Below are 15639 nucleotides of genomic sequence, written 5' to 3'. Positions count from 1 at the left end.
GCGCCCAGTGTAAGTGAGTGATTGACAGTTTCCAATCACTCAGCGCAGACTTCCCGGCATGGCGCTTTGGGGGCATCACGACTTCCGCCGGCTGTGGATCGGCGACACGATCAGCCAGTTCGGTGTGAGCATCGGCATCACCGTCATCCCGCTGCTCGCGGCCGGCGCGCTGCACGCGACACCGTTCGAGATGGGGCTGCTCGCCGCGGCCAGCACGGCGGCGTTCCTGCTGATCGGCCTGCCCGCGGGCGTCTGGGTCGACCGGATGCGCCGCAAACCGCTCATGATCGCGATGGACGTCGCCCGCGCCACGCTGATGCTGAGCGTGCCCGTCGCGGGGTGGATGGGCGTCCTCGACCTGCCACAACTGATCCTCGTGAGCCTCGTGATCGGCGTGTGCACGGTCTTCTTCGACGTCGCCTACCAGTCGTACCTGCCGTCGCTCGTGGGGCGCGGCCAACTCGTCGAGGGCAACTCGAAACTGCAGGCCAGCATGTCCGTGGCGGATGTGTCAGGACCGGCGATCGGCGGGTACGTGGCGCAGTTCCTCGGCGCGGCCAACGGCGTGCTCGCGACGGGGCTCGGCTACCTGAGCTCGGCGTTCTTCCTGGCCCGGATCAAGACGGCGGAGACCACTCCGGAACGCCACCCCGACCCGCACCTGCGGCGCGAGATCGTGGAAGGGCTCCGGTTCGTCTTCGGCAACGCCACTCTGCGCAAGATCGTGGCCTGCACCGGCACCTCGAACTTCTTCCACGGCATCCAGAACGCCGTCAGCGTGCTGTTCCTGCTGCGGGTCGCCGGGCTGAGCGAGGGCACGGCCGGCCTGGTCTTCAGCGCGAGCGGCGTCGGCGGCGTGCTCGGCGCGATGGTCGCGCACCGGCTGGGCGTGCTGATCGGGCAGGCTCGGCTGATCTGGCTCGTACCGCTGCTGACCTGGCCGTTCGTTCTACTGATGCCGTTCACGAAACCGGGCTGGGGCATCACGTTCGCGATGGCGGGGCTCGCGATCAGCTCTTTCGGCGTCGTCGTCTACAACGTCGGCCAGGTGAGCTACCGGCAGGCGATCTGCCCCGACCACCTGCTGGGCCGCATGAACGCCTCGATCCGCTGGGTCGTGTGGGGCGCGACGCCGCTGGGCGCGTTGCTCGGCGGCGGGCTCGGGTCCTGGATCGGGATCGTGCCGACGCTGTGGGTGTCGCTGGTCGGCTCGGTGGCCGGCATGGTGTGGGTGCTGTTCTCGCCGTTGCGGTCTATGCGGGACCTGCCGGCCGCGTCTAGCGTCGAGGCCCATGGCTGACACGAGGGTTGTGCGGGAAGGTCTCCACTTCGGCGAGGGACCGCGACGCGGCCCCGACGGCCGCCTCTACTACTCCGACTTCTACGCGGGCGAAGTCCACGCACTCGACCTGACGACAGGGGACGACGAGGTCGTCGTGGCCTTCGACGGCCAGCCCTCCGGTCTCGGCTGGCTGCCCGACGGACGCCTGCTCGTCGTCTCGATGCTCGACCGCACGGTCCGCCGTCTCGAGGGCGGTGACCTCGTCCTGCACGCTGATATATCGGATATCGCGACCTTCCACGCCAACGACATGCTCGTCGACGGCGAGGGTCGCGCGTACGTCGGCAACTTCGGCTTCGACCTGCACGGCCTGATCGACGAGGTCGGCATTCCGCGGCTGCTCGAACCGGACTTCGACCCGCAGGGCGCCGCGCTCGCCCTCGTGCAGCCCGACGGGTCTGTCAGCGTCGTCGCCGAGGACCTGAAGTTCCCGAACGGCATGGCGCTGCTGCCCGATCCGACCGGCGAGTCGGAGAGCGGCACCATCCTCGTCGTCGCCGAGACCGTTGCATTCCACCTCACTTCGTTTTCGGTCGACCGAAACGGATCGTTGCAAAACCGCAGGGTGTGGGCCGATGTGAAGGAGTTCGGCATCGCGCCGGACGGGATCGCGGGTGACGGGGACGGCGTGTGGGTGGCGCCGGCGTTGCAGCCCGCGGCGTTCCGGGTGACCGAGGGCGGCAAGATCACGCACCGGGTCGAGACGACGCAGACGGTGTTCGCCGTCGCCGTCGTCGACGACCACCTCGTGTGCCTGACGGCGCCGGACTCGAACCCGTCCGTGGTCAAGCCCGAGCGGCTCGGGAAGATCGAGGTCTACAAGCTCTGACCGGGTGCCGACGGGCTGGTTAGACCCTCTAACTCAGGCGAGGGCGTCCCACCAGGACTTGTCGAGCTCGCCGCGCGCGACGAGCACGGCAGGTCCGGTGAGGGTCGACGTCGTCGGCTCGATGGTCACGACGACCTGGCCGCCGAGGACGTCGACGGTCGCCGAGCCGGTGGTGCGCCCCTGGCCCGCGAGCCAGGAGGCGACGGACGCGACGGTGCCGGTGCCGCACGAGCGGGTCTCCCCCACGCCGCGCTCGTAGACGCGCATGCGCAACGCGTCGGCGCCGATCACGTTGATGAGCTCGACGTTGACGCCGTGCGGGAACATCACCGGGTCGTAGCCGGGCGGCACGGTGAGGTCGAAGCCCTCGACCGGGACGTCGGTGACGCACGCCAGGTGCGGGTTGCCGACGTCGACCGCGAACCCGCCGATGCCGGCGCCGTCGACCGCGGCGATGGACGTGCCGGTGACGCGCGCGGGGCCCATGTCGTTCGTGACGGAGCCGTCCGGGTGCGTCGTCACCGTCCGGTCGCCGGCGCGCGTCCCCACCACGAACTCGCCCTGCGGCTGGTGGCCCGCGTCGACGAGGTAGCGGGCGAAGACGCGCAGGCCGTTGCCGCACATCTCGGCGATGGAGCCGTCGGCGTTGCGGTAGTCCATGAACCACTTGCCGCTGGAAGTGCCGTCAGAAGTGCCACCGGAACGCACGACGCGCAGCACGCCGTCCGCGCCCAGGCCGCGCTGCCGGTCGCACAGCGCCTGCACGCGCGCGACGGTCAGGTCCAGCTGGTCATCGAGGTCGGGCAGGATGACGAAGTCGTTCTCCGTGCCGTGCCCCTTCACGAACTCCACGGGACCAGGTTACCGGCGGCGTCCACGAGATCAGGGCGAGCACCGTCGAGCCAGGTGATGCGCTGGTCACGCCGGAACCACGAGCGCTGGCGCCGCACGAACCGGCGGGTGGCGCGTTTGGTCTCCTCGGCGGCGAAGTCGATCGTGCAGGCTCCGTCCATTGCGGACAGCACCTGCTGGTAGCCGAGGGCCCGGGACGCGGTCTTGCCGTCGCGCAGGCCGATCCGGACGAGGGCGCGCACCTCGGCCTCCAGGCCGGACGCGAACATCTGGTCCACCCTCAGGTCGACCCGGGAGTCCAGTTCGGACACCTCGCGGTCGACGCCGATCTGGACGGTGCCGTACCGGGCGGGGCCGGGTTTGGGGAGGTTCGCCGAGAACGGCCGCCCCGTCAGCTCGATGACCTCCAGCGCGCGCACGACGCGGCGGCCGTTGGACGGCAGGATCGCGATCGCGGCGGCCGGATCGAGCTCCTTCAGGCGCTGGTGCAACGCCTCGGAACCGAGAGAGGCCAGCTCGGCCTCGAAGCGCAGGCGCACGGCGTCGTCGGTGCCGGGGAACTTCAGGTCGTCCAGCACCGCTTGCACGTAGAGGCCCGAACCACCGACGAGGACCGGGGTGCGGCCCGCGGCGAGCAGGTCCTCGACGACGGCCCGCGTCTCGCGCTGGTAGGCGGCCACGGACGCGGTCTCGGTGACGGACAGGACGTCGAACAGGTGGTGCGGCACTCCCCGGCGTTCGGAGACGGGCATCTTGGCCGTCCCGATGTCCATGCCGCGGTAGAGCTGCATGGCGTCGGCGTTGACGACCTCTCCCCCGAACCGTTCCGCGAGCGCGACGGCCAGGTCGGACTTGCCGGTCGCGGTGGGTCCGACGACTGCGATGGGGGTGATCACGGGCGCTCCCAGACAGCGACGTGGTAGCCCACGCCGAACGGTGCGAAGAACTCGGCGGAAGAGCACCGCCACGGTCCGGGCACGCCGGCGAGGACCTGCCACGCCGCACGGCCCTGCGCGCCCAGTTCGCGGGCGAGTTCGAGGCCGAGGCCGAGCAGGCCGTCCACGTCGGCGGTGGCCAGCAGAGTGTGGACCGAAGAGTCGAAAGGTCCCGAACGCTCGTCGTCCGAGCCGGGCGAGCGGGGGCCGTGCCGGGTCGAGCCGTCGCCCAGGACCAGGAGGCCGGCGTCCTCGGACGCGAGTTGTTGTCCAAACGAGACACAGTCGGAGACGGGCAGGTCAGGCGGGACGAGTTCGACGCGTGACACCTCGACTGCGCAGCGTTCACGAAGCCACGCGGTGATGAGCACGGGCAACGGGATCCGGGCGTCCGGAGCCAGGTCACCGCCGAGTGACACGGGCAGATCGACCCCATAACCGAGGAAACTTCCCGACATCGGTGGCACGTACGTCGCACGACCGCCGTCGTCCACCGCCACCGCGACCCACGGACCGGGCAGTTTTCCTGCCGCGGCAAGGGTTGCGGCGCGCACGGACTCGGTTTCGGCGGCGGCTCCCGCGACCAGTTCTGGCACCAGGAGAGGTGGGTGCGGCACCACCACAGCGCGGGTGATCACAACGAACCAGGCTACCTATCGTGGACTCCCAGTACCGAGTCGAGCTCTGACCTGTTTGAATGCGCGCGGGGAACTGGGGACGGGAGACCCTCCAGCGCCCGTATTGCATCGGCCCCGCTTCTGGCGGGGCGCCCGTGGCAGGCACGGGCGTCAGATGGGAGGAACCGGCGATGTCGGAGCAGGACAGCACACCGGAGGCCGTGGCCGAGACCGCTCCAGTGGCGGTCGCAGCCGAGGGTGGGGTCGAGGAAACGCCGAAGGAGACCCCGCCGCAGGCGTCGCCTCCGGCCGTCCCCGTGGCGTCGGACCACCCTGACCGCTGGGGGCGCGTGGACGCCGACGGCACCGTGTACGTGAAGACCGAGGACGGCGAACGCGCTGTCGGGTCGTGGCAGGCCGGTGAGCCGGTCGAGGGTCTCGCGCACTTCGCGCGGCGCTTCGACGACCTGCGCACCGAGGTCGAGCTGCTCGTGTCGCGGCTCAAGACCGGCGCCGGCGACCCCAAGCACGCCCTGACCAGCGCGAAGCACGTCAAGGAGCAGCTCGCCGAGGCCGCCGTCGTCGGCGACCTGAAGGCGCTGGCCGCCCGCGTCGAGCACGTGCTGGTGCAGGCCGAGGCCGGCATGGAGAAGGCGAAGGAGGCCAAGGAGGCCGCCCGAGCCCAGTCCGTGGCGCGCAAGCAGGCGCTCGTCGACGAGGCCGAGTCGATCGCGAACGAGTCGACGCAGTGGAAGGTCGCGGGCGACCGGCTGCGTCAGATCCTCGACGAGTGGAAGACCATCCGCGGCGTCGACCGCAAGACCGACGAGCAGCTGTGGCGCCGGTTCTCGAAGGCCCGTGACGCGTTCAACCGCCGTCGCGGCTCGCACTTCGCGGACCTCGACCGCCAGCGTTCGGTCGCGAAGGGCTCCAAGCAGGCGCTCGTCGACGAGGCCGAGAAGCTCGTCGACTCCGACGACTGGGGCCCCACGGCCGGTCGTTACAAGGAGCTCATGGTCGAGTGGAAGGCCGCCGGGCGTGCGCCCAAGGAGGCCGACGACGCGCTGTGGCAGCGGTTCCGGGCGGCACAGGACGCGTTCTTCCAGAAGCGTTCCGAGGCGTTCAGCGAGCGGGACGCCGAGTTCTCGGCCAACGCGAAGCTGAAGGAGGAGCTGCTCGCCGAGGCCGAGGGCATCGACCCGTCGGGCGATCTCGAAGCGGCGCGCAACGCTCTCTACAAGATCCAGGAACGCTGGGACGCCATCGGCAAGGTGCCGCGTGAGCGCATCCGCGACCTCGAGGGCAAGCTCCGCGCCATCGAGGAGCGGGTCCGCGGCGCGGTCGACGCCCAGTGGCGCCGGTCCGACCCCGAGGCCGAGGCCCGCGTGGCCCAGTTCCGCGAGCGCGTGGAGCAGTTCGAGGCGCAGGCCGCGAAGGCCCGTGCCGCGGGCGACAAGCGCCGCACCGAGCAGGCCGAGGCACAGGCCGCGCAGTGGCGTGAGTGGCTCGCCGCCGCTGAGCAGGCCCTGGCGACCCGCTAGAGGTTCTGACGTCTTCTCGAAGATGTGACTGAAGGCCCCTTTCCCGTTCGGGAGAGGGGCCTTCAGTCGTTACAGGTTCTAACGGGCGATGCGCCACTTCTGGTCGTCGCGGCCCGTGCACAGCGACACGATCAACCAGGTGCCGTCGGCGTACGACCCGTCGTTCGCCGTTCCGAGGCAACGGCCGGACGTCACGTGCGCGAGCTGGTGGGTGTTCACGACCTGCCACAGCTGGGCGTCGTTGCCCCACGAGCACGCGTTCGCCTTGATGTGCTCGCCGAAGTTCTCCTGGTGCACCCGCTCCATGCAGAGGTTGCCCCGCTGGTTGCGGATGCGGAACACACCGTGGTCCGCGTCCGAGAACTCCCGCGCCCAGAACGGCTGGTAGCTCGTGCCGTCGCTCGCCGGGTGCCGCTCCCACATCACAACGTCGTTCCAGCTGTTCTGGTAGAAGTCCGCGGCCCTCTGGTCGTTGCCGGCGGGCACGAGGTAGCCCGGCCCGTCGGTCGCGGGCTTCACCGGCCCGGGCCCCGGCGCGGGAGGAGGGGGCGGCGGCACCGCCAGGGTCGTAGGTGCCGGCACCGGCTTCACGGTCGGCCGATCGGTCCGCACCGGGACCACGACCACCGCGGAGGTGGCCGTCGCCGACGACGAACTCCGTGCCGTGGTGGCGGTGGAGAGCAACGGCGGAGTGGACGCAGGCGGGTCAGTGGCGGCCTGCTGGCCGGCGTCCTGCTTCAGGTACACGGCGACAACGACCGACACGGCCAGTACGACCACGACGCCGATGACGATGGCGGCGCGAGCCAACGGCGGCAGCTTCTTCCGGCCGCCCAGGTACACCGAGTGCGCCTGCACGATGGTGCCGCTGTTGTCACCGTGCGTGGTGTTCGCGTTGCCGTCGACCGCATCCGTCACGCCCAGCGAATCGAGGGCGCGCGGTGATTCATCACCGCCGTCACGTCACAGCTGGGGCGGGCGCGAGGCCGCGATCTTCACCCACTTGACCAGCAGGACGATCACGGCGATCACCGCGATGATCAGCCCGATGCCGGGCCCGGGACCGATCGTCTTGTTGCTGGTCGTCGTCTGCTGCGTCCAGATCGACAGCACACCGATGATCGACCCCGCGAACAACCCCAGCGAGCACACCCACGTGAGTCCCCAGCGCCGCACCGCGAGCGTGACGCCGGAACCGACCACGCCGATGCCGAGAGCGAGGTACGAGAACAGCTTCGGGAGGAACAGCGCCGACTCGCCCAGCACGACCTGCAGGCCCGTGTACTCGCCGATCCACGGCAGGACCAGCGACACCAGGATCGCGAGCACCGCGATCGAGATCGTCAGCGCGCCCGTGCCGGGGTCGATGCGCTTTGCGGCCTCGTGCTCCACCGAGTCGATTTCCTTGCGCAAGAAGTCGTCCGATTCTCTTGGGTCGCTCACTGGGCCGCGCACCCCGAGACAGCGGGCAGCGGCGCGGGCGCTCCGAACGAGGGCAGGCCCAGGCCGATGCCCGCGGTCTTGGGCTTGATGCCGGCCTCGGAACGGTCACCGGCCTTGGTGCGGCGCCACGTCAACGGTTCGCCGTCCGCGACGAGGTAGTGCGGGGCCGCGTACGTCACGACGGTCTCGACGACGTCGCCGGGACGCGGGACGGTCGCACCGGGCGTGAAGTGCACGAGACGGCCATCGCGCGCGCGGCCGCTCATGCGCTGCGTCGCGGCGTCGCGCTTGCCCTCGCCGGTCGCGACGAGGACCTCGACCGTGCGGCCGACCTGCTCGATGTTCAACGAGTGCGTCATCTCGTTCTGCAGCGCCACGAGCCGGTCGAAGCGCTCCTGCACGACGGCCTTGGGCAGCTGGTCCGGCAGGTCGGCGGCCGGGGTCCCCGGGCGCTTCGAGTACTGGAACGTGAACGCCGACGAGAAACGGGCCTGGCGCACCACGTCGAGCGTGCCCTGGAAGTCCTCCTCGGTCTCACCGGGGAAGCCGACGATGATGTCCGTGGTGATCGCGGCGTCCGGCATGGCGGCACGGACCTTCTCGATGATCCCCAGGTACTTCTCGGTGCGGTACGAGCGGCGCATCGCCTTGAGCAGGCGGTCCGAACCGGACTGCAGCGGCATGTGCAGGCTGTGGCACACGGCGGGCGTCTCGGCCATGGCGGCGATGACGTCGTCGGTGAAGTCCTTGGGGTGCGGGGAGGTGAAGCGCACGCGCTCCAGCCCGTCGATCTCGCCGCAGGCGCGCAGCAGCTTGCCGAACGCCAGCCTGTCGCCGAACTCGACGCCGTAGGAGTTGACGTTCTGGCCCAGCAATGTCACCTCCAGCACACCCTCGTCGACGAGCGTCTGCACCTCGGCGAGCACGTCGCCGGGACGGCGGTCCTTCTCCTTGCCGCGCAACGAGGGCACGATGCAGAACGTGCAGGTGTTGTTGCAGCCCACCGAGATCGACACCCAGCCCGAGTAGGCGGAGTCGCGCGCGGCCGGCAGCGCCGACGGGAACGTCTCGAGCGAGTCGAGGATCTCGACCTGCGCCTCGGAGTTGTGGCGGGCGCGTTCGAGCAGCACCGGCAGCGACCCGATGTTGTGCGTGCCGAACACGACGTCCACCCACGGCGCGCGCCGGACGATCTCGCTGCGGTCCTTCTGCGCGAGGCAGCCGCCGACGGCGATCTGCATGCCGGGCTTCGCCGCCTTCTGCGGGGCGAGGTGGCCGAGCGTGCCGTACAGCTTGTTGTCCGCGTTCTCGCGGACCGCGCAGGTGTTGAAGACGACGACGTCCGCCTGCTCGTCCTCGGTGGCACGCGCGTAGCCCGCGTCTTCCAGCAGACCGGCGAGACGCTCGGAGTCGTGCACGTTCATCTGACACCCGAACGTGCGGATCTGGAAGCTTTTGCGAACTTGCGCGGTACTCACACGAACACGATAACTCCTGGTCACACGCCCGAGTCTCGCGGACCGGGCAAAGGCGGCCCCATCCGCGCGTTGACCAGGCAGGACCTTCGTCGGGTGCAGGCCCCGCCCGCCCCCGTGGCACGATGCGCTGGTGTTCGGACGAGTGCATGTCGCCGTGAGCCTGCTGACCGCCGCAACGGTCCTGACGGGCTGTAGCAGCTCGGTGTCGAACATCAAGATCACGATGGCGACGGGCAGCGAGACCGGCGTCTACTACGCGCTCGGCAGCGGTCTCGCGGACATCTGGAGCGGCCGTCTCGGCATCGCGCGGCCCCAGGTCGTCCGGACCGACGGGTCGAAGGACAACGTCACCCGGCTCGTCACCGGCCAGGCCGAGGTCGGCTTCTCGCAGGCCGACGCCGTCGAGGGCATGGAAGGCGCCTCGAAGCTGCGCGCCCTGGCCCGCATGCACGACGACTACCTGCAGGTCATCGTCCGCGCCGACCTGCCGGTGACGAAGCTCGGCGAGCTGTCGGGGCTGCGCGTGTCGATCGGCGCGACGGGCTCGGGCGTCGAGATCATCGCGAGCCGGCTGCTGCGGGCCCGCAACGTCACGCCCCAGGCCGTCAACCTCGGTCTCGACGACTCGGCGCAGGCCATGCAGGAGGGCAGGATCGACGCGTTCTTCTGGTCGGGCGGCCTGCCGACGAGCCGGATCACCGACCTCACCAAGGGTCTCGGCGTGCGGATGCTCGACCTGAAGGACGAGCTGCCCGCGTTCCGCCAGCAGTACCCCGTGTACGGGTCGGCGACGCTGCCCGCCTCGATCTACAACCTGCGCTCCGGCCCGGTCATCACGCTGGTGGTGCGCAACTTCCTGCTCGTCACCGAGTCGATGCCCGACGACGTGGCCGAGGCGCTGGTGCGGCAGCTGTTCGACGGGCAGCCCGACCTCGTGAAGGCGCACTCGGCGGCACGCACGATCGAGCAGAGGTCCGCGATCGAGACGTCGCCGGTGCCGCTGCACAACGGCGCCATGCGCTACTACCGCGAGGCCAAGGTCTGATCAGACCGCCGGAAGTGTGATCACGACCTTCAGGCCGCCGTCCGCGGGGGACTCGAGGTCGACGGTGCCGTCGACGCGTTCGACGAGCAGCCGCACGATCGAGAGCCCCAGCCCGGAGCCCGGCACGTTCTGGTGGGCCGGGCTGCGCCAGAACCGGTCGGTGGCCCGTTCGAGCTCGTCGGCCTGCAGGCCGGGCCCGTGGTCGGCGACGGAGAGCCGGACCATCCCGCCGGTCTTGCGGGCGTCGACCACGATCAGCGTGCCCTCCGCGGTGAACTTCAGCGCGTTGTCGAGCAGCGCGTCCAGGATCGTCTCGACCCCGCGCGGCGGGACGAGGGCCATGCCGACCCGTTCCCCGTCGAGCACGAGGTGGACCTCCTTCGCCGCCGCGGCCGACGACCACGCCGAGAGCCGTGCCGCCACGGACTTGTCGACGTCGACCGGGACCGGGTCCACGGAGCTCGACTCGGCGCGTGCCATGGCGAGGAGCTCGTCGAGGATGCGGTTGAGGCGGTCGGTCTCGCTCAGCGCCTCGACCTGGTGCACCTCCGCCTCCGCGTCGACGTGACCCTCCAGGTTGGACAGCCGGAGTTTCAGCGCCGTCAACGGGTTGCGCAGCTGGTGCGAGGCGTCGGCGACGAAGGCCCGTTGCGCGGCAAGCACATCGCTCACGTTCGCGGCCATCTGGTCGAACGACCGCGAGAGCTGGCGCAGTTCCGGCGGACCGGACTCCGCGCCCACCGGGGGCACCGGCCGGCCCGACACCACCGCCGCGAGGAGCTTCCCCGTCGCGTCGTCGAGCGCCTGCACCGGCCGCAGCGTCCAGCGCACCACCGGCAGCGCCAGCAGCACCGCGAGCGCCAGCACCAGCAGGCTCGCCGCGAGCAGCAACGCCCACCAGGCGAGCACCTCGAACCGGGTCTTGGCCGTCGGCGAGAACGTGATCACCGCGCCGCGCACCTCACCGTCGACCAGCACCGGCTCGGCGAGCACGACCGAGGTGTCGCTCCACGGCATGAACAGCGGCGGGGCGACCGGCAGGCGCCCGGCCAGCGCCTTGCTGACCAGGTCCTGCACGGCGTTGTCACCGAGCGCGAGGTCGTTGCGCGACGCCACCACCGGCACGGTCGGCGCGTCGCGGGCCACCACGGCCACGCCGATGTCGTACAGCTCGTCGTAGCGCTCCAGTTCCGGCCTCAGCAGGTGCGGGCTGTCGTCGATCAACGGCCGTTGCGCGAGCGACGCGAACCGGCTGGTGTCGGTGAGCCGGTCGAGGAACATCTCCTGCTGCTCCGCGGCCGCCACACCGCGGCCCAGCGGCACGCCCAGGCCCACCAGGACGAGCACGATCAGCGCGAGCACCACGCCCAGCAGCCGAGACCTCACAGCCCGTCACCCCACCCGATCGCGACACGCCGACGGAACAAGATCACCCAATCGAGATCACACCTGCCCCAGCCGATAGCCGACGCCCCGCACGGTCTCCAGCAACGCGGGCCTGCCGAGCTTCGTCCGCAGCGTGGCGACGTGCACGTCGAGCGTCCGGTTCGCACCGGACCACGTGCGGCCCCACACCTCGGCGAGGATCCGCTCCCGCGTGCACACCGCGCCACCCGCGGCCATCACGAGCGCGAGCACCTGGAACTCCTTGCGGGACAGCGCGACCGACTGCCCCGCGACCGTGACCTCGTGACGCCCCAGGTCGACCCGCACGTCGCCGGTCTCGAACACCTCTGTGGACACCGCGCCCACACCGACCGGGTCGGCACCGCGGCGCCGCCTCACGGCGTGCACCCGCGCGACGAGTTCTCCCACGTCATAAGGCTTGACGAGGTAGTCGTCGGCCCCGGCGTGCAGGCCGAGGATCCGGTCGTCGATCTCCCCTCTCGCGGACACCACGATGATCGCGACGTCCGACGCGGCCCTGATGGCACGGCACAGCGTCACACCGTCCATGTCGGGCAGGCCGAGGTCGAGCAGCACCACGTCGACGCCGGTGAGGCGGTCGAGCGTGCCGCGGCCCGTGGCCTGCCGGTCCACGTGGAAACCCCGTCTGGTCAGGGCTGGGACCAAGGCCTCGGCGACCCTGTCGTCGTCCTCGACGAGCAGCACGCGCACTTTCGCTACCTCCCGGGCAACCGATGTCTGCCTGTGACAGAGTTGAGACCCTAAGTCTTGCTCAATGTCCTGGACTGGTGTGGTGGCGGACACCTAGGTTTCCGCCAACGCCGACGACCCCAAATGGAGGACTGGATGACTGCCGCCTCTGCCCCGCCGATGATTCGTGTGGCGGGTGTGGACAAGTTCTTCGGCCCGTTGCACGTGCTCAAGAACGTGCAGCTGGAAGTGCCGAAGGGGCAGGTCGTGGTCGTGCTGGGGCCGTCGGGTTCCGGTAAGTCGACCCTGTGCCGGACCATCAACCGCCTCGAGCCGATCGATTCGGGCGTCATCGAGGTCGACGGGCAACCACTTCCCGCCGAAGGAAAAGAACTGGCCCGCCTTCGTGCCGATGTCGGCATGGTGTTCCAGTCCTTCAACCTTTTCGCGCACAAGACCATCGGCGAGAACGTGATGCTCGCGCCGATGAAGGTTCGCAAGACGCCGGCCGCCGACGCCCGCAAGACCGCGATGGAACTGCTGGAGCGGGTCGGGATCGCCAACCAGGCCGACAAGTTCCCCGCTCAGCTCTCCGGTGGGCAGCAGCAGCGCGCGGCGATCGCCCGCGCGCTCGCGATGAAGCCCAAGGTGATGCTGTTCGACGAGCCGACGTCCGCGCTCGACCCCGAGATGGTCCAGGAGGTCCTGGACGTCATGACGGGCCTGGCCAAGGACGGGATGACCATGCTGGTCGTCACCCACGAGATGGGCTTCGCCCGCAAGGCCGCGGACCGGGTGATCTTCATGTCCGACGGTGAGGTCGTCGAGGACTCCACCCCGGAAGAGTTCTTCTCGGCCCCGAAGTCCAACCGCGCGAAGGACTTCCTTGGCAAGATCCTGACTCACTAGTAGTCAGCCCACTTTCGAACGAATGGCAGGAGAAGGACGATGAGGGTTCGCACCCTTGCGGCGGTGCTGCTCACGGGCGCACTGGCCCTGACCGCGTGTGGCAAGGAAGGTGGCCCCGGCGAGACGCCGGCGCCCGCCGGCGTGTTCGACGTCGCGAAGGACGTCAAGGTCGAGGGTTCGCCGACGTTCGAGAAGATCAAGACGCGCGGCTCGCTGATCGTCGGGGTCAAGGAGGACCAGCCGGGTCTGGGCTACAAGGACCCGACGACGAACAAGTACAGCGGCTTCGACATCGACATCGCGCGACTGGTCTCGGCGAAGCTCGGCTTCGACCCCGAGAAGATCCAGTTCAAGACGATCCAGTCGGCCGCTCGCGAGCAGGCGCTGATCAACGGTGACGTCGACTACTACGTCGGCACCTACACGATCAACGCCGGTCGCAAGGAGAAGGTCGCGTTCGCGGGCCCGTACTTCGTCGCCGGCCAGGACCTGCTGGTGAAGAAGGACGACTCCTCGATCACCGGCCCGGAGACCCTCAAGGGCAAGAAGGTCTGCTCGGTCACCGGCTCGACGCCGATCAAGACGATCCGCGAGAAGGGCTACACCGAGCCCGAGAACATCCAGGAGTTCCAGGGTTACTCGCAGTGCGTCACCAAGCTGCTCAACGGTGAGGTCGACGCGGTCACCACGGACGACGCGATCCTCAAGGGCTACGCCTCCGCCGAGGAGGGCAAGCTGAAGGTCGTCGGCAAGACCTTCTCCAAGGAGCCCTACGGCATCGGCCTGCCCAAGGGCGACGACGCCCTGCGCGGCAAGGTGAACGACATCCTGCAGGCCGCGCTGGACGGTGGCGACTGGCAGAAGATCTACGACGGCACGCTCGGCAAGTCCGGTTCCTCGGCGCAGAAGCCGACGATCGACCGCTACTGACGCGCTAGTCACGTGGCCGGTGGATCCCACGTGGATCCACCGGCCGTTCCTTTGAAGGCGGACGGACGGCAAGGAAACCGATGAGCGTCCTCACCAACAACCTAGAACTCTTCCTGCGCCTGTTTGGCCAGACCCTCCAGCTCTTCGCGATCTCGGCGGTGCTGTCGCTGGTGCTGGGCACGCTGCTGGCCGCGCTGAGGGTCAGCCCCGTCCCGGTCTTCCGGGCCATCGGCGCGACCTACGTGACGGTGCTGCGCAACACGCCGCTGACGCTGGTGTTCGTGTTCTTCCTCTTCGCGTACCCGCTCCTCGAGATCCTGAGGATCGAGCCCTACACCGCGGCCGTCGTCGCGTTGACGCTCTACACCGCGGCTTTCGTCTGCGAGGTGGTGCGGTCGGGCATCAACACGGTGCCGGTCGGGCAGGCGGAGGCGTCGCGCGCGCTCGGTCTCACGTTCACGCAGATGCTCGGCAACGTCGTGCTGCCGCAGGCGTTGCGCTCCGTCGTGCCGCCGATGACGAGCACCATGATCGCGTTGCTGAAGAACACGACGGTCGCCTCGGGCTTCGCCGTCCCCCAGGCGGGCTCGATCCGCGACGCGCTGTCGGAGCAGGGTGACAACGTCCTGTTCGGACTCATCTGGGTGGCGATCGGGTTCGTCGTCCTGGTGATGCCGCTGACGTACGTCCAGCAGGTCTTCGAGAAGCGGTGGAGCGTGGCCCGATGAGCATGGTGCTGTTCGACGTTCCCGGCCCGAAGGCCCGCGTGCGTCACAAGATCCTGGCCGTCGCCGGCATCGCGGTGGCGCTCGCGGCGGTCGCGTACGTCGTCATGCGTTTCATCGCCACCGAGCAGTTCACCGCCCGCCGGCTCGACTGGATCAACTACAAGCAGATCCAGCTGTCGCTGCTCGAGGCGATCGGCAACACGCTGTCCGCGTTCGCCATCGGCGCGGTGCTGGCGCTCGTGTTCGGTGCGCTCTTCGCGGCGGCACGGCTGTCCGACCACGCCTGGGTGCGCACTCCCGCGGCGGTGATCGTCGAGATCTTCCGCGCGATCCCGCTCGTGATCATGATGTTCTTCTTCTACTACGGCCTGCCCTCGACCGGCATCAAGATGTCGGCGTTCACGGCGGTCGTGGTCAGTCTGATGCTGTACAACGGCTCGGTGCTCGCGGAGATCTTCCGCGCCGGCATCAACTCGCTGCCCAAGGGGCAGTCCGAGGCCGCGTACGCGCTGGGCATGCGCAAGACGCAGGTGATGACGTTCGTGCTGCTGCCGCAGGCGTTGCGGGCGATGCTGCCGACCATCATCAGCCAGCTCGTCGTGCTGCTGAAGGACACCGCGCTCGGCTTCCTCATCACGTTCGAGGAACTGCTGCGGTGGGGCACGCTCATCGGTGGTGACGCGGTGAACTTCGGCCGCCCGATGATCTCGGTGATGATCGTGGTCGCCCTGATCTACATCGGGATGTGCCTGCTGCTGACGTGGCTCGCCACGTACCTGGAGAAGCGCAACCGCCGCAACAAGAAGGTCATCAAGACCGACAACGACGACGCCGGGCAGGTCCAGCTCGGCAACGCCTCCGCCGCGGTCGGCGGTGTCACCGTCTGACCTCCG

At 69.4% G+C, this 15639-nt stretch carries 16 protein-coding genes; 8 read left to right on the top strand and 8 right to left on the bottom strand.

All coding sequences use genetic code 11. The annotated features are described in order from the left end of the window. Positions 1-58: 58 nt before the first annotated feature. Entirely contained in the window at positions 59-1300 is a 1242-nt protein-coding gene (locus IEY88_RS36050) for an MFS transporter (RefSeq protein ID WP_189159399.1), read from the top strand. After that, positions 1293-2171, top strand: a complete 879-nt coding sequence (locus tag IEY88_RS36045; RefSeq protein ID WP_189159398.1) for an SMP-30/gluconolactonase/LRE family protein — start codon at positions 1293-1295, stop codon at positions 2169-2171. Before IEY88_RS36050 ends, IEY88_RS36045 begins: the two co-directional genes overlap by 8 nt. 33 nt (positions 2172-2204) lie before the next feature. Here the strand turns inward: IEY88_RS36045 and dapF are convergent, their stop codons facing one another. From dapF to IEY88_RS36030, 3 genes are read right to left on the bottom strand one after another with little or no spacing between them, the layout of a single operon-like run. Then, positions 2205-3023, bottom strand: coding sequence for a diaminopimelate epimerase (gene dapF, locus IEY88_RS36040; protein WP_189159397.1), 819 nt, complete (start codon positions 3021-3023; stop codon positions 2205-2207). After that, positions 3011-3919, bottom strand: a complete 909-nt coding sequence (miaA, locus tag IEY88_RS36035) for a tRNA (adenosine(37)-N6)-dimethylallyltransferase MiaA (protein ID WP_189159396.1) — start codon at positions 3917-3919, stop codon at positions 3011-3013. Before miaA ends, dapF begins: the two co-directional genes overlap by 13 nt. Further along, the gene (locus tag IEY88_RS36030) at positions 3916-4596 is read right to left on the bottom strand and encodes a class III extradiol ring-cleavage dioxygenase family protein (RefSeq protein ID WP_189159395.1); all 681 of its coding nucleotides are present in this window, start codon (positions 4594-4596) and stop codon (positions 3916-3918) included. The genes miaA and IEY88_RS36030 overlap by 4 nt, the downstream gene beginning before the upstream one ends. Positions 4597-4766: 170 nt before the next feature. Between IEY88_RS36030 and IEY88_RS36025 the strand changes: the two genes are divergently transcribed. Further along, positions 4767-6116, top strand: a complete 1350-nt coding sequence (locus IEY88_RS36025) for a DUF349 domain-containing protein (protein ID WP_189159394.1) — start codon at positions 4767-4769, stop codon at positions 6114-6116. 78 nt (positions 6117-6194) lie between these two features. Here IEY88_RS36025 and IEY88_RS36020 read toward each other — a convergent pair whose 3' ends face one another. From IEY88_RS36020 to miaB, 3 genes are read right to left on the bottom strand one after another with little or no spacing between them, the layout of a single operon-like run. Next, positions 6195-7034 (bottom strand): RICIN domain-containing protein, encoded by an 840-nt coding sequence (locus IEY88_RS36020; RefSeq protein WP_189159393.1) that lies wholly within the window; start codon positions 7032-7034, stop codon positions 6195-6197. Between the two features lie 45 nt (positions 7035-7079). Then, complete coding sequence (locus IEY88_RS36015; RefSeq protein WP_229694078.1) at positions 7080-7529, bottom strand: Rv2732c family membrane protein; 450 nt, start codon at positions 7527-7529, stop codon at positions 7080-7082. A 26-nt stretch (positions 7530-7555) separates the two neighbouring features. Further along, entirely contained in the window at positions 7556-9037 is a 1482-nt protein-coding gene (gene miaB / locus IEY88_RS36010) for a tRNA (N6-isopentenyl adenosine(37)-C2)-methylthiotransferase MiaB (protein ID WP_189159391.1), read from the bottom strand. Between the two features lie 130 nt (positions 9038-9167). Between miaB and IEY88_RS36005 the strand changes: the two genes are divergently transcribed. Next, complete coding sequence (locus tag IEY88_RS36005; protein WP_229694077.1) at positions 9168-10082, top strand: TAXI family TRAP transporter solute-binding subunit; 915 nt, start codon at positions 9168-9170, stop codon at positions 10080-10082. Here IEY88_RS36005 and IEY88_RS36000 read toward each other — a convergent pair whose 3' ends face one another. Further along, positions 10083-11468 carry a sensor histidine kinase gene (locus tag IEY88_RS36000; RefSeq protein WP_189159390.1) on the bottom strand — a complete coding sequence of 462 codons (1386 nt, stop codon included), beginning with the start codon at positions 11466-11468 and terminating at the stop codon, positions 10083-10085. It lies immediately after the preceding gene. Positions 11469-11525: 57 nt separating this feature from the next. After that, on the bottom strand, positions 11526-12200 hold the full coding sequence (locus IEY88_RS35995; protein WP_189159389.1) for a response regulator transcription factor: 675 nt from the start codon (positions 12198-12200) through the stop codon (positions 11526-11528). 159 nt (positions 12201-12359) lie between these two features. Between IEY88_RS35995 and IEY88_RS35990 the strand changes: the two genes are divergently transcribed. The 4 genes from IEY88_RS35990 (at position 12360) to IEY88_RS35975 (ending at position 15633) form a co-directional block, all read left to right on the top strand. After that, the gene (locus tag IEY88_RS35990; protein WP_189159489.1) at positions 12360-13088 is read left to right on the top strand and encodes an amino acid ABC transporter ATP-binding protein; all 729 of its coding nucleotides are present in this window, start codon (positions 12360-12362) and stop codon (positions 13086-13088) included. A 39-nt stretch (positions 13089-13127) separates the two neighbouring features. Continuing rightward, a complete protein-coding gene (locus tag IEY88_RS35985) occupies positions 13128-14018 on the top strand; it encodes a glutamate ABC transporter substrate-binding protein (protein WP_189159388.1) in 891 nt (296 codons plus the stop codon). Between the two features lie 80 nt (positions 14019-14098). Continuing rightward, positions 14099-14746: an amino acid ABC transporter permease gene (locus tag IEY88_RS35980; RefSeq protein ID WP_189159387.1), complete on the top strand. Its 648-nt coding sequence runs from the start codon at positions 14099-14101 to the stop codon at positions 14744-14746. Continuing rightward, on the top strand, positions 14743-15633 hold the full coding sequence (locus IEY88_RS35975) for an amino acid ABC transporter permease (RefSeq protein WP_189159386.1): 891 nt from the start codon (positions 14743-14745) through the stop codon (positions 15631-15633). Before IEY88_RS35980 ends, IEY88_RS35975 begins: the two co-directional genes overlap by 4 nt. Positions 15634-15639: the final 6 nt, after the last annotated feature.

The organism is Lentzea pudingi, assembly GCF_014646255.1.
Classification (GTDB): domain Bacteria; phylum Actinomycetota; class Actinomycetes; order Mycobacteriales; family Pseudonocardiaceae; genus Lentzea; species Lentzea pudingi.
This window is presented reverse-complemented; position numbering and strand designations above follow the sequence as displayed.

Bases quoted from the DNA above. Each gene is read 5' to 3' on its own strand.
- IEY88_RS36050 (WP_189159399.1), top strand. From the start codon at position 59: ATGGCGCTTTGGGGGCATCACGACTTCCGCCGGCTGTGGATCGGCGAC.
- IEY88_RS35980 (WP_189159387.1), top strand. From the start codon at position 14,099: ATGAGCGTCCTCACCAACAACCTAGAACTCTTCCTGCGCCTGTTTGGC.
- IEY88_RS36045 (WP_189159398.1), top strand. From the start codon at position 1,293: ATGGCTGACACGAGGGTTGTGCGGGAAGGTCTCCACTTCGGCGAGGGA.
- IEY88_RS35990 (WP_189159489.1), top strand. From the start codon at position 12,360: ATGATTCGTGTGGCGGGTGTGGACAAGTTCTTCGGCCCGTTGCACGTG.
- IEY88_RS35985 (WP_189159388.1), top strand. From the start codon at position 13,128: ATGAGGGTTCGCACCCTTGCGGCGGTGCTGCTCACGGGCGCACTGGCC.
- IEY88_RS36025 (WP_189159394.1), top strand. From the start codon at position 4,767: ATGTCGGAGCAGGACAGCACACCGGAGGCCGTGGCCGAGACCGCTCCA.
- IEY88_RS35975 (WP_189159386.1), top strand. From the start codon at position 14,743: ATGAGCATGGTGCTGTTCGACGTTCCCGGCCCGAAGGCCCGCGTGCGT.